Annotated in this window: 14 protein-coding genes; 6 read left to right on the forward strand and 8 right to left on the reverse strand. The window is 62.5% G+C overall.

Annotated features, from left to right (window positions below; all coding sequences use genetic code 11):
* Positions 1 to 1,074, reverse strand: a complete 1,074-nt coding sequence (locus WMO64_RS05405) for a site-specific integrase (protein ID WP_349231269.1) — start codon at positions 1,072 to 1,074, stop codon at positions 1 to 3.
* Positions 1,074 to 1,274 (reverse strand): DNA-binding protein, encoded by a 201-nt coding sequence (locus WMO64_RS05410; protein WP_349231270.1) that lies wholly within the window; start codon positions 1,272 to 1,274, stop codon positions 1,074 to 1,076. The genes WMO64_RS05405 and WMO64_RS05410 overlap by 1 nt, the downstream gene beginning before the upstream one ends.
* Before the next feature lie 421 nt (positions 1,275 to 1,695).
* Here WMO64_RS05410 and WMO64_RS05415 point away from each other — a divergent pair, with 421 nt between their 5' ends.
* Entirely contained in the window at positions 1,696 to 2,232 is a 537-nt protein-coding gene (locus tag WMO64_RS05415) for a helix-turn-helix domain-containing protein (RefSeq protein WP_349231271.1), read from the forward strand.
* Between the two features lie 140 nt (positions 2,233 to 2,372).
* Here WMO64_RS05415 and guaA read toward each other — a convergent pair whose 3' ends face one another.
* The gene (guaA, locus tag WMO64_RS05420) at positions 2,373 to 3,914 is read right to left on the reverse strand and encodes a glutamine-hydrolyzing GMP synthase (RefSeq protein ID WP_349231272.1); all 1,542 of its coding nucleotides are present in this window, start codon (positions 3,912 to 3,914) and stop codon (positions 2,373 to 2,375) included.
* A gap of 266 nt (positions 3,915 to 4,180) precedes the next feature.
* Here guaA and WMO64_RS05425 point away from each other — a divergent pair, with 266 nt between their 5' ends.
* Both WMO64_RS05425 and WMO64_RS05430 read left to right on the forward strand, forming a co-directional pair.
* Entirely contained in the window at positions 4,181 to 9,409 is a 5,229-nt protein-coding gene (locus tag WMO64_RS05425; protein ID WP_349231273.1) for a hypothetical protein, read from the forward strand.
* A gap of 2 nt (positions 9,410 to 9,411) precedes the next feature.
* Positions 9,412 to 10,944: an ATP-binding protein gene (locus WMO64_RS05430; protein ID WP_349231274.1), complete on the forward strand. Its 1,533-nt coding sequence runs from the start codon at positions 9,412 to 9,414 to the stop codon at positions 10,942 to 10,944.
* A 63-nt stretch (positions 10,945 to 11,007) separates the two neighbouring features.
* Here the strand turns inward: WMO64_RS05430 and WMO64_RS05435 are convergent, their stop codons facing one another.
* From WMO64_RS05435 to WMO64_RS05455, 5 genes are all read right to left on the reverse strand, one after another.
* Entirely contained in the window at positions 11,008 to 12,321 is a 1,314-nt protein-coding gene (locus tag WMO64_RS05435) for an ABC transporter permease (RefSeq protein WP_435412051.1), read from the reverse strand.
* 27 nt (positions 12,322 to 12,348) lie between these two features.
* A complete protein-coding gene (locus tag WMO64_RS05440) occupies positions 12,349 to 14,817 on the reverse strand; it encodes a COG1361 S-layer family protein (protein ID WP_349231275.1) in 2,469 nt (822 codons plus the stop codon).
* Positions 14,807 to 15,541 carry an ABC transporter ATP-binding protein gene (locus tag WMO64_RS05445; RefSeq protein ID WP_294519549.1) on the reverse strand — a complete coding sequence of 245 codons (735 nt, stop codon included), beginning with the start codon at positions 15,539 to 15,541 and terminating at the stop codon, positions 14,807 to 14,809. Before WMO64_RS05445 ends, WMO64_RS05440 begins: the two co-directional genes overlap by 11 nt.
* Positions 15,542 to 15,682: 141 nt before the next feature.
* Positions 15,683 to 17,272 carry a HAMP domain-containing sensor histidine kinase gene (locus tag WMO64_RS05450; RefSeq protein ID WP_349231276.1) on the reverse strand — a complete coding sequence of 530 codons (1,590 nt, stop codon included), beginning with the start codon at positions 17,270 to 17,272 and terminating at the stop codon, positions 15,683 to 15,685.
* Positions 17,262 to 17,936 (reverse strand): response regulator transcription factor, encoded by a 675-nt coding sequence (locus WMO64_RS05455; protein ID WP_294519557.1) that lies wholly within the window; start codon positions 17,934 to 17,936, stop codon positions 17,262 to 17,264. The genes WMO64_RS05450 and WMO64_RS05455 overlap by 11 nt, the downstream gene beginning before the upstream one ends.
* A gap of 259 nt (positions 17,937 to 18,195) precedes the next feature.
* Between WMO64_RS05455 and WMO64_RS05460 the strand changes: the two genes are divergently transcribed.
* The 3 genes from WMO64_RS05460 to WMO64_RS05470 all read left to right on the forward strand — a co-directional run bounded on the left by WMO64_RS05460 (position 18,196) and on the right by WMO64_RS05470 (position 21,944).
* A complete protein-coding gene (locus WMO64_RS05460) occupies positions 18,196 to 18,933 on the forward strand; it encodes a YwaF family protein (protein ID WP_349231277.1) in 738 nt (245 codons plus the stop codon).
* 177 nt (positions 18,934 to 19,110) lie between these two features.
* Entirely contained in the window at positions 19,111 to 20,274 is a 1,164-nt protein-coding gene (locus tag WMO64_RS05465) for a galactose ABC transporter substrate-binding protein (protein WP_349231278.1), read from the forward strand.
* A 170-nt stretch (positions 20,275 to 20,444) separates the two neighbouring features.
* Positions 20,445 to 21,944 carry a sugar ABC transporter ATP-binding protein gene (locus WMO64_RS05470; RefSeq protein WP_294519566.1) on the forward strand — a complete coding sequence of 500 codons (1,500 nt, stop codon included), beginning with the start codon at positions 20,445 to 20,447 and terminating at the stop codon, positions 21,942 to 21,944.

Raw genomic sequence — 21,944 nt, forward strand, 5'->3', positions numbered from 1 at the left:
TTAATTACCCCTTTCCATGTTCAATTTATCCGCCATTTCCGTCTGCTTGGACGGAAACAGGTGCGCATAGTTGTAAGTGATGTCGATGCTCTCGTGGCCTACCCGGTCTGCGATGGCCGTAGCTGAGAAACCCATGTCGATCAGAAGTGACACCGCGCTGTGACGAATATCATGGATTCTGATACGCGGCACCCCGGCTTCTTTGGCTCCCCGGTCCATCTCCCGGTGGAGATAGCTCTTGGTGATGGTAAACATCCGGTCATCCGGCCCGATTCCGTAGAGCATTTTAAGATAATCCTGAATTTCCTCAACCAGAAACCGAGGCATGGTGATGACGCGGTTGCTTTTCTCCGTCTTGGGAGTGGTAATCAAGTCCTGACCGCTCAACCGCTGATAGGATTTACTGATGGAGACAGTGCCTTTCTCAAAATCGAAATCAGCGGGCGTGAGCGCCAGCAGCTCCCCTTCCCGGATACCGCACCAGTAGAGCATCTCAAAGGCATAGAAGGACAGCGGCTTGTCCATCATTGCCTCGGCAAATTTCAGGTACTGCTCCTTGGTCCAGAACATCATCTCCCGGTTTTTCTTTTTGCCCATACTGCCCGCCTTCTTGCAGGGATTCTCCCGGAGGTTGTAGTACCGAACCGCGTGGTTGAAGATGGCGCTGAGCTGATTGTGGACCGTTTTCAGGTACACCGGCGAGTAGGGCTTGCCGTTCTCGTCCTTGTAGTTCAGCATCTCGTTCTGCCAGGTGATGATCTGTTGGGCGGTGATGTTGCACATCTTGAGCTTGCCAAAGTAGGGCAGCAGCTTGGTGCGGATGATGTGATCCTTGGTGGCCCAGGTGTTTTCCTTGAGCCTGGTCTGCATATCTGCCGTGTAGAGTTCTACGAAACTGCGGAAGGTCATATCCAGATCGGCGGTGGATTTGTTGAGCTGTTCCCGTTCCCATGCCTGCGCCTCCCGCTTGGTCTTGAAGCCTCGTTTTTGGGTCTGCTTGCGCTCGCCGTTCCAGTCGGTGTAGCGGTAGACCGCCCGCCAGGTGTTGGTCTTTTCTTCCTTATAGACTGCCATCAGTTACCCCTCCTTTCCTTTTCGCCATAGCACAGCTTCTCGTAGAAGAACTTTCGGTTGACTCTGCCGGATATGGTCAAGTAACCAAGGCTTTTCAGTTCCGCGTTGAGTTTCTGTACGATTTTGTAAGCATAGGATTTGGAAACGCCCAATTCCTGCGCCACTTCATCGACCCGCATAAACGACTGTTTTTCTGTCATACACAAAAATACCTTCCTTTCCTTGCCGTAATTGTTTTTCGTTTGCCGTTTCACCCTTCAGACTCTGACAGGCAACCCTTCCCGGCGCTGTGCCGTTTGCTTTTCTCCTTGGCACGCTCATATCGTTGCCTGCTTCCCCGGAGAAAGTATCTGTAGGACGGTCATTCAGTTTTACTTCGCCTGAAATTCCCCCTCTCACTTTACAACGGACATTTTTTCGCCGTTTTGAGGGTATGCGATTTGTAAAATTTTTGTGACTTAAATTTATTTGCTTATATCATCTTCATTATACTAAGCATAATAGTTAAAGTCAAGCGGTTTGCAGAAAAATATTAAATAAATTTGTTTAGATTTCTCTTGACTATCCTAAGCATTTCTGCTATGCTGAATCTATCAAGAATCCAGATAGGAGTTGGCCGTTATGGCGATTGGAGAACGCATTCACTTTTTCCGCATTCTGCGCGGCATGACGCAAAAATATCTTGGTATGGCGCTGGGCTTCCCGGAGAAGTCCGCTGATGTGCGCCTTGCTCAATACGAGAACGGGTCGCGGACGCCCAAGGCAGACCTGACGGCCGCGCTGGCACAGATATTGGAGGTCTCTCCCCATGCTCTGGCCGTGCCGGACATCGACTCCTATGTGGGTCTTATGCATACACTGTTCACGCTTGAGGACCGCTACGGACTGAAAATCTGCGAGTGCGACGGAGAAATACATCTTCGGGTGGATGTGTTCCAAGGGAAAGAAGCGGCCCGCCTCCATGAGATGCTCTGCGCTTGGGGAGAGCAGGCGGCCAAGCTGAAGTCAGGGGAGATTAGCAAAGAGGACTATGACCGCTGGCGTTACCGTTACCCGGAGTTTGATACTACAGGCCACTGGCACAAGGTCGTCCCCTCCCAAGGTCTCAGCGATTTGCTGGCGGAAGAATTCAAAAAGCAGCCGGACAAAGAGAAGTAAAACGAAAAGAGCTACCTGACTTTCGCAAATCAGGTAGCTCTTTATCTTTGGAATAATGAAAACTGTTGCCAAATCGTTGCCACAGAGGGCATCAAGCCTTGGAAAACCCAGTAATCATGGGCTTTTTCGGGCCTCTGAAATCATTCCCACTCCACCGTGGCAGGGGGCTTGGAGGTGATGTCGTAGCAGATACGGTTGATGCCCTTGACCTCGTTGACGATGCGCACGGACACCCGGTCCAGTACCTCGTAGGGGATGCGGGCCCAGTCGGCGGTCATGAAGTCGTCGGTGGTCACGGCCCGGAGGGCCAGGGTGTAGTCGTAGGTGCGGCCGTCGCCCATGACGCCCACGGAGCGGGTATTGGTCAGGACGGCGAAGTACTGGTTGATGCTGCCGTCCAGGCCGGCCTTGGCGATCTCGTCCCGGAAGATGAAGTCGGCCTCCCGGAGGGTGTCGGCCTTCTCCTTGGTGATGTCGCCGATGATACGGATGGCCAGGCCGGGGCCGGGGAAGGGCTGGCGGGAGACCAGGTACTCGGGCAGGCCCAGCTCACGGCCCAGCTGCCGGACCTCGTCCTTGAACAGCAGGCGCAGGGGCTCGATGATCTCCTTGAAGTCCACATAGTCGGGCAGGCCGCCCACGTTGTGGTGGGACTTGATGACGGCGGCGTCTCCGGCGCCGGACTCGATGACGTCGGGATAGATGGTGCCCTGAGCCAGGAAGTCCACGGCGCCGATCTTCTTGGCCTCCTCCTCGAAGACCCGGATGAACTCCTCACCGATGATCTTGCGCTTGCGCTCCGGCTCGGTCACGCCGGCCAGCTTGCCCAGGAAGCGGCTCTCGGCGTCCACACGGACAAAGTTGATGTCCCAGCGGGCAAAGGCGCGCTCCACCTCGTCGCCCTCGTCCTTGCGCATGAGGCCGTGGTCTACGAACACACAGGTGAGCTGATTGCCCACCGCCTCGGCCAGCAGGGCGGCCACCACGGAGGAGTCCACGCCGCCGCTGAGGGCCAGCAGCACCTTGCCGCTGCCCACCTTGTCCCGGATCTGCCGGATGGCGGTGTGCTTGTAGTCCCCCATGGACCAGTCGCCAACGGCGCCGCAGACCTCATAGAGGAAGTTGCGGATCATGGCCACGCCGTTTTCCGTGTGGTTGACCTCGGGGTGGTACTGCACGCCGTAGAAGCCCCGCTTCTCGTCGGCAATGGCCACGTTGGGGCAGGCGTCGGAGTGGGCCACCAGGTCGAAGCCCTCGGGCACCTTGGCCATATAGTCGCCATGGCTCATCCAGGAGATGCCCTGGGCGGGCAGGCCCTTGAAGAGCTTGCAGTCGGTATTGTAATAGGTCTCCGTCTTGCCGTACTCCCGGGCGGAATTGTCCTGAGCGGCGGTCACCCGGCCGCCCAGGGTGTGGGCCATGAGCTGGCAGCCGTAGCAGATGCCCAGCACGGGGATACCCAGATCAAAGATTTCGGGGGCCACATGGGGGGCCTTCTCGTCGTAGACGCTGTTGGGGCCGCCGGTGAAGATGATGCCGATGGGCGCCATGGCCTTGATCTGCTCCAGAGGAGTGGTATAGGGCTTGACCTCGCAGTAGACGCCGCACTCACGCACGCGGCGTGCGATGAGCTGGTTGTACTGACCGCCAAAGTCCAGAACAACGACAAGCTGATGGGACATCGTCCGACCTTCTTTCTCTGATTTTCCGCCTGCTCCCGTTGAAGGGCCAGCGCGGGATTTTATAGTTTAGAATACCATATTTCCACCCCGGACGCAAGCAACGAGGCCTACAAACCGAGGACAATCCCGATCTGGATTGCCGTCATCTCTGACAGGGCGAGGGCATGGGGCGAAGAAAAACAGCAAAAAATTGGGCGAGAGTATGTCAAATAGGAAAATACTGTGTTACAATGAGACAACAGGCAATTCGAACGGGGTGAAACGAGATGGAAACCTTTCAAGATATCATCCTCAGTGAAATCCATGTGGGGGACCGGGTCCAGATCTGCTACGGGCAGCAGGGGGCCCAGACCGCCACAGGTACGGTGCTGCGCATCAACGAGGTGCTGATCCACCTGAAAAGCGAGAAGAGCGAGCCCAGAATCCTGCTGAATCAGATCATCTCCTTTGATATCCTTCCGCCTGAAGAGGAGCAGCAGGACGGCGGCGGGGAGGAGCAGCAGGATCCTGCGCCCGATGTCCGGACGGTGCCTGCGGGGCATGTGCTGGCCGACCTGCGGGCGGAGCTGAAGCGGGAAGAGAAGCCTCTGGACGTCAAGACGGCGGCCAAGCTGCTGCGGAAGGCGCTGAAGGAGGAGCCCAAGACCGTCCGGGAGACGGCCGGCGGCGTGCTGGACAGCCTGGAGAACGCCGTGGCCAACCACACCCTGGCGGACAAGCTCCACGACCTGAAGGCCCGGACCAACCGGATCGAGCAGACGGCGGAGACGGCGTCGTCCAAGGCGCTGCTGGCGGCCCTGATGGGCGTGCTGGAGCTGGGCGCGGGGGAGTATCAGACGGCGGCCCTCTGCTTTTCCCAGGCTGAGTGGCCGGAGCTGGCGGCCGAGTGCCTGATCCAGGCCGAAAAACCGGAGGAGGCCCTGCCGCTGCTGGTCCAGTCGGCCCTCAGCGGGCGCTGCCTCCAGTACGCGGGCTGCCGGGTCCTGGGCGAGGGGTGCCGTAAGGCGCGGAATCTCTCCCCCATCATCCGGGGCAAGGAGCAGACCGAGGACGAGGAGACCCTCCACCGGCTGCTGCTGGCCGCCGCTGTGGCGGCGGAGCGGGAGAGCGTGGAGCTGGAAGGGGATGCCTCCGCCGCGTCCGGTGAGCTGCTGGACGCCCTGTTCTATGCGCTGCCCGCCTCCTGGAAGGAGCTGAGCCAGGAGGTGCGTGACCGGGAGGAGCAGATGGCCCAGGCGGAGCTGGAGCGCCAGAAGGAGGAGGCGGCGCCCGCGGAGACGGCGGCCCTGACCACCACCATCCAGAATTTCTTCCCGGAGAAGCGGTACGGCTTCCTGCGGGCATACCCTGACAATATCTTTTTCTACGTCACCCAGGTGACCGACCAGGACCTGGCGCTGCGGCAGCTCCTGGCAAAAGGGAACTACAGCGGCCTGGAGGTGTCCTACGAGCGGGGGACCAACCACCTGGGCGCTCTGGCGGCCTCCAACATCCGCCTGACCGAGCGGGGCCAGCAGGAGGCGGACAAGCGGCTGGGCCGGATCGGCCGGGATGAGTTTCAGCAGGGCACCCTTCTGTTCTATCAGAAGGACAAGACCTGGGGCAAGGTGGTGGACCTGAAGGGCAACAAGTGGTCCTTCAAGGACAACGCCCTGGTAGACCCCTGGCTGGAGGAGTACTGCCACACCAACCTCTTTTTCAGTGAGCAGGAGGTGTTGTTCCGGCTGGACACCCTGAAGGACGGCAAACAGGTGGTAGGCCAGATGATGCGGGAGCAGCCCTTCAACGATGCGGAGATCAGCTATCTCCAGCTCAAGCCCTCGGCAGAGCGGCTGGAGCAGTGGGCGGCCTTCAAGGCGGCGCTGGAGGCGCCCCCCAAGCAGGATGAGTCCGACCCCTATGAGGACTGTCCCTATGAGGCCCTGGAGCCGGCCAAGGACCTGCCCGGCGGGGAGAAGAACCAGACCCCGCTGAGCAAGCGGGTGCAGCCCGTGTCCGAGGAGAAGCAGAGCGACGACAGCGTCCAGAAGCCGGCGGAGCCCGCTCAGCCCGCGCCCGCCCCGGCGCCCAAGCCGGAGGACGAACCGGTGCGCAAGGCCACGGCCTGGAAGCTGGGGGACCCCTGCCCCAACTATGACAAGGCCCACCAGCTGCTGATCCGGGGCAATCTGGAGACGGCGCTGTACTACTACAAGCAGGCCCTGGAGCGGGAGGAGAAGCTGGAGTCCACGGTGGCGGATCTGATCGGCCTCTATAACCGCCTGCCCGACAGCTGGCAGGACGCGGTGGACCTGTTCAACCACTACCGGGACTACCTCACCAAGGAGAAGGCCCTGAACCTGGAGATCCAGATCTACCAGAAGGGCAAGACCACCGACGCCCTGGAGCACCTGTGCACTGTGCTGGAGCAGGCCATCCGGGCCGCCAACCGGGGCAGCCGCAAGTCCCACCACATGATCCAGAAGGCCCAGACCTACATCCGCCTGGGCCGGTATGGCGACGCCCTGGAGACCTACCGCAGGTGGCGGGACCTGTACAGCCAGTACCGCAGCACGCCCGAAGGCGACCGGCTGGCCAAGGCCGAGTTGTCGGTGAAGAAGGGGGAGGCCACCTGCTACTACCACCAGGGCGAGTTCGCCGAGGCCGAACGGCTGGCCAAGGAGGTGCTGCGCCTCTATCCCGCCGATCCCATCGCCAACGGCATCCTGGACCGCACCCTGGGGGTGGGCACCTATACCCAGGACGAGTTCAATGACGAGAATTTTGACGAGGATGACGACGGGGACGAGGTGAGCGACGGCCTGCTCAACGGCTATGTGCTCTCCCGTATCCGCAATCTGGATCTGGCCGCGGTGGTCAAGAGCCACATCTCCGCCGGCCACTATATCGGCACGCCTTCTGAGGCCGTGCAGGAGATCCGGAAACAGGTCGACGCCGGCGGCGGCTCGGCCAAGGCCCGCAGCGACAAACTATTTGCGGCGGCCAGGATCGTGGACGAGCTGCTGGACCGGTATGAGCCGGGGCGCAGATACGGCGCCATGTGGAAAAAGAAGCTCACGGTCCAGAACGAGAAGATCTATGCCTCCCGGGCCATTGCGGCCTGGGGCGACTACATGGTGGACAACGCCAATCAGCTGGACACCGCCCGGTTTGCCTACCTGTCCTGCCTGCCCAACCTGGGCCCCAGGGACCGCTGCTTCCGGGACTCGGTGTACTGTTTCCTCCGGTCCTACACCATGGGCCAGCGGGAGCTGTCCAACTTCATCTCCGCCCAGCAGAACGCCAGCAGCCACGACGGACTGGACTTCAGCTTTCTCTCCGAGCGGAGCCTGGCCGACGCCCTGTACCCTGAGTTCCTGGTGGGCGTGCTGCGCCTGATGCGGGAGCTGCGGGGCCGCCGCCTGGACTTCAAGCAGGGCCTGTACGACGCCAAGCCCCTCCGGGAGGGCCTGCTGCGCCAGCTGGGCCGGGTGCTGGAGGAGCCGGTGACCATGCGGGAGGACATGGCCGATTTCAGCCGCCTTCTCAACCGGGCGGGCGACCTGCTGCGCAAGCGGGAAGAGGAGCTGGCGCGGCACATGGAGGAGTGCGCCCGCCACGTGATGGGCAGCCTGGAGGAGGAGCGCAGCTTCCACGAGCTCCAGTCCTCCGACTGGGCCAACTGGCTGGACGCCACCGACTACGCCCGGCTCCAGGAGTTCTGCGACATCCTGCGCCGGGAGTGCGACTACCACAAGGGCATGGACTTCGAGCACCGGGCCGAGTGCCTCAAGGACACCATCCAGCGCATCGACCAGCTCAACGCCGCCATCCGGGAGACCCCCACCCGCCTGTCCTTTGACGTCTACGTCCCCGCCCTGGAGGACATCCGCAGCCAGCTCACCGAGCAGCAGACCAATATGTATGAAATGCTGCCGCCCCAGCTGACCTGGGAGCTGTCCACGCCGCCCCACTACGACGCCAGCGGCGAGGTGCGGGTGTACCTGACTGTGTCCAACCAGCGCAACCACCAGACCGCCGACACCATCGAGTACGAGGGCGACGGCGAGGACATCCTGTCCTGCCGGCCCGAGGACGACCGGGGCAGCATCAACGGCCTGCGGGGCGACACCCACACGGAGGTCATCCTGCTGGTGCGGCTCACCGAGCAGGCCCGGCAGATGGGCAGCTTCACCCTGAACCTGCGGTACAGCTACCGCTATAACCGTACCGCCAAGGACTTCACCAAGAGCGAGCCCCAGGTGACAGAGCTGACCTGCGTGGTGCGGACGGAGCAGTTCCGCAAGCTGGCCAACCCCTACACCAAGAACGTGGGCAGCCCCATGCACGACGAGACCATGTTCTACGGCAGAAACGACGAGCTGGACCGGATCTGCGGCAAGATCTGCCCCCCCGACGCGCCCCCCAGCTACAGCCACGGCATCGCCATCTACGGCCAGACCCGCACGGGCAAGAGCAGCCTGCTCTACCACCTGAAGCGCCGCCTGAGCCAGCCTGCCTACCGGGACCGGGTGGTGATCTGGGAGGTCCAGAACATGGGCGACATCCTGATGGACAGCGGAAACGCGGTGGTGGGCTTCTTCTACCACATCCTCAACATCGCCCAGGAGGCCTTTGACAACCGGCCCGAGCTGGCCGCCGCTCTGGCCGAGCGGGAGGTGGAGAACCCGGCGGAAAAGATCCTGGGGCGGCCGGAGTACGCCTCGGTGCTCTTTGCCAACTACATGCGCCAGCTGGACCGGATCTTCCGGGAGCGGGGCATGGTGGTGGTGGTGCTGCTGGACGAGTTCACCTATCTGCACACCAAGATCAAGGACGGCACCATCACCAGCGACTTCATGAAGTTCTGGAAGGGCTTTCTGCAGAACTACTGCGTGTTCGCCGTGGTGGCCGGACAGGACGACATGCCCGACTTCATCCGGGAGAACCAGAACGAGTTCGCCTGCATGGAGCTGATGCGCATCACCTACCTGGAGGAGGAGCCGGCCAAGCAGCTCATCCGGGAGCCCCTGATGCGGGAGAACCACCTGGCCGAGACCCCCTTCCGGGAGGGCGCGGTGGACACGCTGTACAACCTGACGGCGGGCAGCGCCTACCTGACCATCCTGCTGTGCGCCAACCTGGTGGACTACATGAACGCCAGCGGCGCGGCCATGGCGGGGGAGGCCATCGTGAAGAGCTTCCTGCGGACCCGGGCCTTTGGGCGGATGTCCTTCCTGGACGAGTCCATCTTTGAACCCCAGCTCAACGAGCGGGGCCGGCCGGAGCTGAAGGAGATCAACGAGAAGATCCTGCTGGCAGTGGCCCGGATCTCCCGGACCACCGGGCAGGCCAGCCAGCGGGAGATCTGCGCCGCCCTGCCCGGGGAAGAGGGCGTGAAAAACGCCCTGGACCGGCTGGTGCAGCGCAATGTACTGGAGCAGGTGACCGGCGACGCCTACCGCATTGAGGTCAAGCTGCTGGAGCGCTGGCTGCTGGAGACAAGAGGGGAGTAGAGATGAGAAAGACAAATCGCTTTCTGGCGGGCCCCCAGGTGTCCGGGGACTCCTTCTTCGGGCGGCGGAGCGAGCTGGACCGGCTGGGCGAGTGGATGTTCGGCAGCTCTCCCTGTTACGGGCTGTCCATCGTGGGCCCCCACCGCATCGGAAAGAGCTCCCTGGTGGCCCAGGTGCTGCGGGAGCACGCCGGGCAGGGCAATGTGCTGGTGATCCGGATGAACCTGGCCGAATACCCGGACGCGGCCTCCTTCTGGTACATCTTTGCCGAGGAGCTGGAGGGAGCGCTGCGCCAGCAGGGCGTCTGGGACGATGAGCTGGAGCGCGCCCGGGCAAAGCTGGAATGCGTGGCGGCCAAGGCGGAGAACTGGTATATGCGCATGCGCCAGCCCCTGACGGCCATGCTGAGAAAGACGCAGACGCAGGGCCTGCGGGTGCTCTGGGTGCTGGACGAGTTTGACGCGGCCAGATGGGTGCTGGACGAGAAGTGCTACTTCCAGTTCATCCGCACCCTGTCCTCGGAGACGGACAAGTACAATATGACCACGGTCCTCATCTCCCGCAGCCCCGTGGCGGAGATCGAGCGCAGCGCCGACGGCATCTCCACCTTCCACGGGGTGTTCACCACCTTTCCCCTGTACGGCTTCAGCGACCAGGATATGGACGAGTTCTATGGGGCCCTGACGGATTACGACATCTTCCCCGACGAGGAGATGAAGGGCCGCCTGGCGTACTACTGCGGCCGGATCCCCTATCTGCTCTCCATGTTCGCCCGGGAGATGGCGGAGGACCAGATGCAGCAGCGGACGGTGGACGCCGACCGGGTGGACGAGATCTTTGCCCGGCGGCTGAGGGGCGACATTGAGGACTTCTACATAACCCTCCGCAACCGTTTTCAGGAGGACCACCAGCTGGAGGCCATGCTGGGGGCGCTGTTCGGGCCCATGACGCTGGAGGAGCAGCGGAACGTGAGCGTGCTGGAGCAGCGGGGCTATCTGAGCGAGGACGAGAACGGATATTATTCCATGACCCGGGACTTCACCATATATCTGGAGCTGCAGCAGACGAATATTCCCCTGTTTGAGACGCTCATCCGGGCGGAACGGCGGCTCAAGGAGATGATCCAGAGGGAGTTTCCCGTCATGGCGGAGGTGCGCTACCAGGCGGGCAAACCCAAAGAGGAGGAGATCCGCCGGTGGGCAACGGCCCTGGGCCCCTACCAGAGCGCCGGCCTGCCGGGATATCAGAATTTCCTGGAAAAGACCTACACCAGCTGCCGCACCCTCTCCAACTGGCAGGAGAATCCCTCTTTCCTGGATGGGATCACCCTGGGTACGGTGGTCAGCATCATCAATACCAGCTGGGAGGACCGCTTTGCCAAGTATTTTCCCAAGGAAGGCGGCGACGGGTGGAAGGACCGGCTGGAGGAGTTCCACCAGATCCGCAACCCTGTCATGCACGCCAACGGACACCTGATCCCTCAGGATGTTCTCAAGCGGGTGCTGGAGAGCTGCCAGTGCATCTGCGGGCTGTGAGGCTGAATGGCCTGAGACAGTGCAAAAAAGAGACCTGCCTGCCGGCAGGTCTCTTTTTTGCACTTATTCGCTCTTGATGGCCTCCAGGGCGGGGATCTGTACCGCCTTGTTGGCGGGGTAGTACCCGGAGCCGAGGCCGATGAACACGGAGAACACAATGGCAAACAGCAGAAGCCACGGCGGGATGACGGACACCCGGTTCACCGTCTCGCCGCCGATGATGGCGGGGAGCAGGTTCTCCACCGACGGCCCAAGCGAGACCAGGTTGATGATCACCGAGGTGATAAAGCTGATGACGCAGCCGATGAGGCCGCCGATGAGGCCGATGGCACCGGCCTCGGAGAGGAACATGACCCGGATATCGGTGACATAGCAGCCCAGGGACTTCATGATGCCGATCTCCCGGGTCCGCTCGGAGATGGACATGATCATGGTGTTGGTGATGCCCAGGGCGGCCACGAACAGGGAGATGGCGCCCAGGCCGCCCAGCATCATCTGCTTCTGCCGGGCCTCCTTCTCCATGGGCTTGCGGATGCTCTCCATGGAGTCGGTGGAGTAGCCCATGGACCGGATCTCCTGCTCCACCGGCTCCACCATGTTGATGCCCGAGACCTTGACCATGATGGAGTCGTAGGGCAGGGACTTTTTCTTGTTGCCCTGGACCTTGTCCAGCATCTTGCGCAGGTCGGCCAGGCTGACCATGATGCCGTCGGAGGTCTCGCCGCCCTTGGAGTAGTCCTCCTTGGTGACACCGGAGGGCTTGACCGTAAAGGTGAACTTGCTGCCCTGGGACTCGATCTCCATGGTATAGGTGGCCTTCATGGCGTCAAAGTAGGGGGGCGGCACGTCGGTCATGTTGCCGTTCTCATCCCAGTTGCCGCTCCACCGGTCCACCATGTTGCGGCCCTCGGGGCGGAGCTTGTCCCGGAAATTGTAGGCCAGGTACTGGCCCACGATCACCTCGCCGCTCTTGGCGGGTGCGCCGCCCTCCAGCAGCTTGTAGCCCATTTTCTCTACCTCGCCGGTGTCCAGACCCACCACGGTGGTCCAGTCGGCGATATAGCGCTGGCCGGTGCCGGTGATGAGGGTGATGGAGTCGGCCTCCAGCCGCTGCTTGGGGGTGACGGCCTCCACACCGTAGATAGAGCGGAGCCGCTTGACCAGCGGGTCGTCCAGCTTGTTCTTGCCCCGGCCGCCCTGGGGGGCGTTGACGGTGATGATGGTCAGATCGCCCATCTCGGAGAGCAGCCGCTCCTGGGTCTCCTTCATGCCGATGCCCAGGGACACCATGATGACGATGGAGCAGCAGCCGATGAGCACGCCCAGCACGGTGAGAAAGGTGCGGGATTTCCGGCGCATCAGATTCTGCAGGCACATGCGGAGGAGATCGTTGCGCTTCACAGCTCATCCCTCCCCGCCGGAGCTGCCGGAATCCTCATCGTTCCAGTCGCTCCACTCCGTCTGGACGGCATTGGAGGCCTTCTTCTTCCGCACGATCAGCACCGCGGCCACGGCCAGCACCACAGCGCCGGCGCCGATGGCCACCGGCACCACCGGGAAGCTGCCCTCCTCGGGGGGCAGATCGTCGGGGGAGTAGTCGTCGGGCGGGGGGATGTCGATGGCACGGAGGGTGATGGGAAATTCCTTGGTCTGTACCTGCTGGTCGCCGTTTTCGTAGGAGATCTTCAGCACCAGCTTGAGGTCGCCCTCCTGCTCGGGGGTGATGGCGAAGCCGATGTTGCCGTTGGTGCCCGCGGTCACGTTGCCCAGGTACTGGGTGCGGGCGGGGGTGGAGATGCCGTCGCCCTCCACGGTGGCCTCCAGGTTGGCCAGGTCGTCCTTGCCCTTGTTGACATAGGACAGGAGGACCTCGGCCTCCTCGCCCACGGTCACCGACTCGGGCACGGTGGGGGCGTTGATGTGGAACCGGTCGGGCTGGTACACGGGCAGGGAAATTTTGATGTCCGCGCTGGCCTGGGACCGCTTCTCGCCGTCCACATACTCGTACTTGAAGCCCACGCTGATGCTCTGAGCGCCGCTCTTGCTGTTGGGCACGGTGCGCATGGGCACCTCCTGGACCTGGGTGCCGCCGGCGGCAAGGCTGCTGTAGTAGAAGGTGTTGGTGCTGCCGTCCATGGTGAAGCTCTCGCCGCCGTCCACGGTCACCACCACGTTTTCGATGGCCACCTTGCCGGTGTTCTCAAAGGTGAAGCTGAGGGGGAATTTGCTGCCCGCCGCCACCGAGGTGCCGCCGTAGGAGAAGTCCCGGATGACGATGCTGGGCACCGACGTGTCCGACTTGAGGGTGGCGTTGGCCGAGATGTTGACCTTGTCGGAGGTGGCGGCCTGGGTGATGGTCTCGCCGTTGTCGTAGCTGTACTTCAGGTCGGTGCCGATGGACTGGGTGGTGGAGGAGATCTCCGCCGCCGCCTTCACCTTCAGGCTGATGGAGGCGCTCTTGCCCGGCTCGATGTCGGGCAGGAGGAAGGTGGAGGTGTCGTTGAGGAGCATGAGGGAGTCGGAGGGGGTCACCGAGGCGGAGGGGGAGATGAGCTTGGTGGAGCCCGCGTTCTGGAAGGTGAGGGTCAGGCTCATGGTCTCCCCGGCGGAGATGGGCTTGTTCACCGCCGAGCGGGTCACCAGCACCACCGGCTGGGGGACGCTCTCCCTGGCCTGGGCGGGGATGTTGACCTTGTCGGAGGCGGTGGCCTGGGTCAGGGTGGTGCCGTTGTCGTAGCCGTACTTCATCTCGGTGGCGATGGACTGGCTGGTAGAGGAGATGGTCTTGGCGGCCTTGATCTTCAGGCTGACAGTGGCGCTCTTGCCCGGCTCGATGTCGGACAGGAGGAAGGTGGACACGTCGTTGAGGAGCATGAGGGACTCGGAGGGGGCCACCGTCACCACCGGGGCCACCAGCTTGGCGGAGCCCGCGTTCTGGAAGGTGACGGTCATCTCCCGGGTCTCGTCGGGGGCGATGGGGGTGTCCATGGGGGAGCGGGTGACGATGACCACCGGCTGGGGAACGCTCTCTCTGGCCTGGGCGGGGATGGTCACCTTGTCGGTGACGCTGGCCTGGACGGAGGAGATATTGTTGTAGTAGTTGAACTTCAGCTCCACCCCCAGGGACTGGCTGGAGGAGGAGATGACGTCGGCGGCCTTGATCCGCACCTTGAGGGTGGCGGACTTCTTGCCGGCGATCTCCTCCAGCACAAAGGAGGAGGAACCGCCGGACAGGGTCAGGCCATCGGAGGGGGTGATGGTGACCACCGGGGACTTGAGCTTGGTGGTGCTCAGGTTCTGGAAGGTGAGCTCGATCTCCTTCTCCTGGCCGGGCTGGAGGGGGGAGGCGATGTCGCTGCGGGAGATGAGCACCATGGGGGCGGGGGCAGTCTCCGGGGTGGTGTCCGGAGTGGTGGGGGCGGCCTCGTAGACCACTGCCTCGGTGACGGTCACACCCAGAGTCTGATAGCTGTCCGGCTTGCCCTTTTCGCCGATCTGGAGCTTGAGCAGCTGGCCCACGCCCTTGTAGCGGGTGTTGCTCACCAGAATCTCATAGGACAGGGGCTGGCCGTCCTGAGAGGTCTTTTTCACCGAGACGGTGCCGCCGGTAAAGCTGTCGTCCAGCTTGCTGATGTCCAGGGCCGAGGGTACCTTGGAGCTGCTGTTCTCGCTGATGTCCTTGACGGACACGGCAATGCTCACCACCGCGCTCTTGGACACGCTGCTGAGGGGCTTGCCGTCGGCGCTGAGCACGGTGTAGCCGGTGACGTACAGGTTTCCGCCCTCGGCCCGGGCGGCCAGAGGGACAAGCGCCGTGACCAGGGCCAGCAGGATGAGGACGGAGAAGATGCGCTGAAAACGTTTATGATTCATGGTGCTTGCTCTCCTTGTCGTTGACTTGATTGCGGACGATCTCGCCGTCAATGAGGGTGACGATGCGGTCGGCGTAGGATGCCATCTCCGGGTCGTGGGTGACCAGGATGATGGTCTGATGGTAGTCCCGGGCAAAGGAACAGATCATATTCATGATCTCCACTGTGGTCTTGGAGTCCAGGTTGCCGGTGGGCTCGTCGGCGAAAACCACGTCGGGCCGGGCGATGAAGGCCCGGGCGATGCCGGCCCGCTGCTGCTGTCCGCCCGACATCTGCCGGGGGAAGTGGTCCAGCCGGTGGGACAGGCCCACCTGGCAGAGGATCTTCCGGGCCGCCTCCTCCCGCTGCTTCCGGGGCACGCCCCGGAACATGAGGGGCATGGCCACGTTTTCCGTGGCGGTCAGGTTGGGCAGCAGGTTGTAGGACTGGAACACAAAGCCCAGGTGCCGCTGGCGGAAGGAGGCCAGCTGGTTTTCGCTCAGCCGGGAGATGGGCACGCCGCCAATGGACACATTGCCCCGGGTGGGTTTTTCCATCCCGGCCAGCTGGTTGAGCAGGGTGCTCTTGCCCGAGCCGGAGGTGCCGAAGATGCAGCAGATCTCCCCCCGCATGACATTTAAATTGATGCGCTTGAGCGCCACCACCGTCTCGTCGCCCACAGGGTACTCCTTGCGGAGGTCCTTGACCTCGATGATGGGGCGGCTGCGCAGGTCAGATCCGTTCATCGGCTCTGCCCCCTTTCTGACACAGAGCATACACCCCCACTCTTTGTTTGCCGTTTGCGTCGATTTAAGATTCGTAAAGAAAAACGCAAGGAAAACACAAAAAACGTCCGCCGGACTCATGGTCCGGCGGACGTGTCTGTTTCACGATGTCAGAGGAAGGCGGAGGACGAACTCGGTGCTTCTGCCCGGGCCCGGTCGGGGAGAGAGGGCCACGGTGCCGCCGTGCTTTTCCACGATCCGCTTTGTAATGGACAGGCCCAGGCCGCTGCCCGTGCCCGAGCGGGCGTCGCTGCCCACCACAAAGGGCTCGAAGATGTACTTGGCCCGGTCGGCAGGGATGCCCGAGCCGTTGTCCGCCACCCGGAGGACTGCGGCGCCCTCCTCCACCGATACGTCGAAGAAGAGAATGGTGCCCAGCCGGTTGTGGCGCAGGGCGTTGGAGAGCAGGTTGTCCAGCACCCGGCGGAACTGGAGCTGGTCCAGGGCGCAGAACACGGGGCGCTCCGGGATGGACACCTCCAGGGAGAAGCCGGCCAGATCGATCTCATCGTACTTGCCCGCCAGGTATTCCCGCAGGAACTCGCACAGGTCGGTGCGCTCGGTGTGGAGGACGAACTCGGGGTGTTCCACCTTGCTGTACTCGTGGAAGGCGTTGACCAGCTCGGTGAGGGCCTCCGCCTTGCCCTGGATGGCCCGCAGATAGCGGCCCGTCTCCTCGGGGGGCACCTTGCCGTCGCAGATGGCATCGATGTACCCGGCGATGACGGTGATGGGGGTCTTCAGGTCGTGGGAGATGTCGGCGATGAGCTTCTGCCGGCCCTGGTCCAGCCGCCTCCGCTCCGCCTCGCTCTCGGCCAGCCGGTCGGAGAAGCGGTCAAAGCTCTCCCCGATGAGCCGGATCTCCCGCGGGCCGCCGCAGTCTCCCACCCGCACCACACGGCCCTCCGACTGGGACACCACCGCGTCGTTGAGCCGCCGCAGGGGCCGCCCGATCTTCCGGCGCATCCACCAGATGAACACCCCGGCCCCCGCCAGATACAGGGGGATGAACAGCAGCCAGATCCGCCAGGAGTGGGTGTAGTGCTGGTAGTAGATCTCGTCGGTGATGTAGGCGTTGCGCAGCAGGACCGTCATAGTCTGGCCGGACTGGTCCGGGCAGGTGTCCCGGTACAGATAGGCGTCGGGGAAGCGGGTGTCGGTCAGGTAGAGGAATTCCCGCCGGGTGTAGCTGGTGCGGCCGTCCCCAAAGCCGCCGTACACCACCTGCAAATTGCCGTCCAGCACCATGGTGTCGGTCTGCTCCGGCGTGCCGTCCTGCCCGAAGAGCCGGCGGACCAGCAGACAGCGGGGCTCCTCCCCCTGAAAGGAGGAGAGCTCGCAGACGCTGATCTCCTCAGTCCCGCCCCACAGGGGGACAAAGCCCAGCTCCGCCGGGGTACACTGTGCGTCAAAGCCGTTGCCCGAGGCGTACACCAGGGCACCGCCGCTGTCATAGACGGCGAAGTCGTTGCCAGCCCGGCCCAGGTGCCGCCGCAGGGACTCATAGTCCCCGGCGGCCAGCGCCGGGTCGGACAGCAGTGAATTCCAGTTTGCCGGCTGGTACAGGCTGTCCAGCCAGCTGTTCCACAGGGCGAATACCACACCGGCCATGGCCAGCAGCGTCAGGGTGAAGAGCAGGTAGTTGCGCACCAGCAGGCCGAAGAGGCTCCCCGGTACTTTTTTATTTTTCAAGCTTGTACCCCAGTCCTCTCACGGTGATGATGTAGCGGGGGTTTCTGGGATCGTCCTCGATCTTCTCCCGCAGCTTGGAGATATGCACCATCATGGTGTTGTCGTCCCCCTCGAAATAGTTGCCGATGGCGCCCTCATAGAGCTGGATTTTTGTGAAGATGCGGCCGGGGGAGCGCATGAGCAGGGCCAAAATCTTGTACTCCATGGGGGTGAGTGGGATGGGGACGCCGCTCTTGGTCAGCTGGAAGGCTGCGGTGTCCAGGGTCAGCTCCCGCACGGTCAGCAGGTCGCCGCTGCTGCGGGCGGCACGGCGGAGCTGGGCTTTCACCCGGGCCACGATCTCCACCGGGTTGAAGGGCTTGGCGATGTAGTCGTCCGCACCCAGGTTCAGCCCCAGGATCTTGTCGTTGTCCTGGCTCTTGGCGGAGAGAATGAGGATGGGGATCTCGCTGTACTTCCGCAGGGCGCGGGTGAGCTCGAAGCCGTTCATCCCGGGCATCATGATATCCAGAATGGCCATATCGGGCGCGTGTTCCCGGGCCAGGGACAGGGCGGTATTGCCGTCCTCCGCCTCCAGCACCCGGAAGCCGTCTCCCTCCAGGTACAGCCGCAGCAGGGCGCGGATGTCCGCATCATCCTCGGCAATGAGAATCAGTGGATTCAAGCAGGCGTCCTCCTTTATAAAAATAATTCCTACCGACATTCTATCAGATTCCCCGGGACCTTGAAACCCCCAACGGTACGAAAGCCGAAAATCTTTTTAAATCTTAAGGCGGCGCAGAGAGAGAATACAGCTTTTCCCGCTATGATGGAGACAAGCGCGCGGCGGAGGACTCTGGACCCCGGTCCGCGCTGGAGATAGATGCCCCGACCGGTCTCCCGGCCGGGGCACGCTGATTTTTACTCGGGAAAGGGTGTATATCATGTTTCAGCCGCCCCACATCGCGGTGCTGGTCTGCACCGCCCTTTTCACTGTCCTGGCCTGCCGGTGGGCCCGCAGCGCGCCCAGGGAGGCCGTAGCGCGCTGGCTCAGGGTGGGGGCCGTGGCGGTGCTGCTCTTCGATCCGGCCTACTGGCTCTGGGAGGTGGGCAGCTTCGACCGCATCAACCCGGCCACCTCTCTGCCGCTGTACCTGTGCTCCCTGTTCTGGATGATGCTGCCTCTGGCGGTGTTCGCCCGGCGGGACTGGCTGCGGCAGATGGCCTCGGCCACCGTGTGCACCATGGGACTGCTGGGGGGCGTGTTCGGCCTGGTGTTCAACATCTATCTCAGCCGCTACCCCTTTTTCAGCTTTGTGCCGGTGCGCAGCCTGCTCTACCACATGCTGATGGTACTGGTGCCCGCCGTGATGTGGAGCAGCGGCTGGTACAGCCCCAGGCGGGAGGACCGTTACCGCTGTTTTGTGCCGGTGGCGGCGCTGGTGGGGGTGTGCCTGCTGCTCAACCGGCTGTTCGGCTGGGACTACTGCTACACCGCCGGCGGCGTGGGCACGCCCCTGGAGAAGCTCAGCGGCGTGCTGCCCAGGGGGCTGTTTCTGCTGGTGCTGTACGGGGCCCTGCTGGGACTCATCCAGCTGCTGTTCTACCGGCGTATCCCGGCGGACGAGCCCGGCGGTGCGGACTGGGATAGCGATGGAGAAATTCCACAAAAAGAATTCTGACATCTGTCCAAAAACTGTGAAATACTTCACATAGCACCGTAGTTTTTTCATAGAACACAGTAGATTTTTCTATCGTCTTTTGGCCCTCCAATCTCTAAAATGAGAGACACAAGGGAGGCAACGCCGCCTCCGGTAAGGAAAGGAATCCACCCATCCAAATCAACAGGAGGAATCAAGATGAAGAAGAAACTGGCTCTGATCCTGGCGGCCGTCATGATGCTCGGTCTGTTCGCCGGATGCTCCAACAAGACCCCCACCGGCAGCGGCAATCCCTCCGGCGGCGAAGGCGCCGACGCCATGCGGGTAGATGTGTTCTACTACGACTTCTCCGATGTGTACATCTCTACCGTCCGCACCGCCATGGACGAGCAGCTCAAGGCCATGGGTATTGAGCCCAACAACTGGGACGCCGCCGGCTCCCAACCCACCCAGACCGACCAGGTCAACACCGCCATCACCGCCGGCTCCGACCTGCTGATCGTCAACATCGTGGAGACCGCCACCTCCTCCCCCGCCCAGGACATTGTGAATGCCGCCAAGAGCGCCGGCATCCCCGTCATCTTCTTCAACCGCGAGGTGGCCGACAACAGCGTCATCAACGGCTATGAGAAGTGCGCCTTCGTGGGCACCAACGCCCCCGACGCCGGCCACATGCAGGGCGAGATGATCGGTAACTACCTGCTGGAGAACTATGACGCCGTAGACCTCAACGGCGACGGCGTGATTTCCTACGTCATGTTCAAGGGCCAGGAGGGCAACGCCGAGGCCGAGGCCCGCACCCAGTTCGCCGTGGAGGACGCCGACAAGATCCTGACCGACGCCGGCAAGCCCGCCCTGTCCTACTACGACTCCTCCGCCGCCACCAAGTACCTGGTCGACACCGAGGGCAAGTGGTCCGCCAAGGCTGCCAACGACTACATGGTGGCCCTGCTGGGCTCCTACAACGAGGGCAACAACAACATGGTGGAGCTCATTATCTGCAACAACGACGGCATGGCCGAGGGCGCCATCTCCGCCCTCCAGAACGTGGGCTACAACAAGGGCATCGACGAGAACGGCGAGCCTCTGTCCACCAACATCCCCGTCTTCGGCGTGGACGCCACCGACTCCGCCAAGGCCCTCATCAAGGCCGGCAGCATGGTGGGCTCCATCAAGCAGGACGCCGTGGGCATGGCCTCCACCATCAACGCTCTGGTAAAGAACGTGCAGAACGGTCTGGACGTGATGGATGGTATCAATGCTGACAACGGCTACACTGTGGACCTGAATGAGGATGGTACCATTGAGGTGGCCAAGATCCGCGTGCCCTACGCCATGTACGACGCCACCAGCGAGGGCTAAGATCAGCGCCGAGCTGAACAGCGGCATCAGCCCCTATTGAGAAGCAAACGGCCGAGCGGGGCTGCCATTGAGGCAGCCCCGCTTGCGGCCTGACGCGGAATCACCGCTTGATGCGCGGAAAACGGACCGCGGATGAAGCGATGATTCCGCAAGGTGAGAGGAGGAAGAATATGGAGCAGCCGGCACTGCTGGAGATGCGAGGCATCTGCAAGGAATTCCCGGGCGTCAAGGCCCTGGACAACGTGGACCTGACGGTCCGGCCCGGTACCGTCCACGCCCTGATGGGGGAGAACGGCGCGGGCAAATCCACCCTGATGAAGTGCCTGTTTGGCATCTACCGCCGGGACAGCGGCACTGTGACCCTGGACGGCAAGGAAGTGGAATTCAAAAGCGCCAAGGACGCACTGGAAAACGGCGTGGCCATGGTCCACCAGGAGCTGAACCAGGCCCTGACCCGCAGCGTACAGGACAATCTGTGGCTGGGGCGCTACCCCAAGAAGATGGGCATCATGGTCAGCGAGAGCGAGATGAAGAAGCGCACCAAGGAGATCTTTGAGACTCTGGGCGTCAGCGTCAACCCCAAGGCCATCATGTCCACCCTGCCCGTCTCCCAGCGGCAGATGGTGGAGATCGCCAAGGCCGTGTCCTACAATTCCAAGATCATTGTCTTTGACGAGCCCACCTCCTCCCTGACGGAGACCGAGGTGGAGCACCTGTTCCGCATCATCAACATGCTGCGGGACAAGGGCTGCGGCATCATCTACATCAGCCACAAGATGGAGGAGATCCTCCGCATCAGCGACGACGTGACCATCATGCGGGACGGCCAATGGGTGGCCACCCGTCCGGCCAAGGAGCTGACCATGGACGAGATCATCCGCCTGATGGTGGGCCGGGAGCTGACCAACCGCTTCCCGCCCAAGACCAACCAGCCCGGCGAGGTCATTCTGGACGTGCAGCACATTTCCGGCAAGTACACCCGCCTGAAGGACGCCACCTTCCAGCTTCGGAAGGGGGAGATTCTGGGCATCGCCGGTCTGGACGGCTCGGGCCGCACCGAGGTGCTGGAGAATCTGTTCGGCGCCATGACCCGGGGAGGCGGTACCATCACCCTCCACGGAAAGCCCATCCGGAACAAGAATCCCAAGGATGCCATCAAGAACGGCTTTGCCCTCCTCACCGAGGAGCGCCGGGCCACCGGCATCTTCGGCATCCGGGATATCAAGGAGAACACCGTGGTGTCCAGCCTGAAGGACTACCTCCTGGGCGGCTTCTGTCTGAGCGACAAGAAGATGCGGGACAAGACCGACTGGGCCATTCAGGCCATGCACATCAAGACCCCCACCCAGCGCACCCAGATCCGCTCCCTGTCCGGCGGCAACCAGCAGAAGGTCATCATCGGCCGCTGGCTGCTCACCAAGCCGGAGGTGCTGCTGCTGGATGAGCCCACCCGCGGCATCGACGTGGGCGCCAAGTACGAGATCTACCAGCTCATCATCGACCTGGCCAACGAGGGCAAGGGAGTCATCATGGTCTCCTCGGAGATGCCCGAGCTGCTGGGCGTGTGTGACCGGATCGTGGTCATGTCCGGCGGCCAGGTGGCCGGAGAGGTGGACGCCCGCAATACCAGCCAGGAGGAGATCCTCACCCTGGCGGCCAAGTATGTGTAA

Source organism: Pseudoflavonifractor intestinihominis (assembly GCF_040096055.1).
Taxonomy (GTDB): domain Bacteria; phylum Bacillota; class Clostridia; order Oscillospirales; family Oscillospiraceae; genus Pseudoflavonifractor; species Pseudoflavonifractor intestinihominis.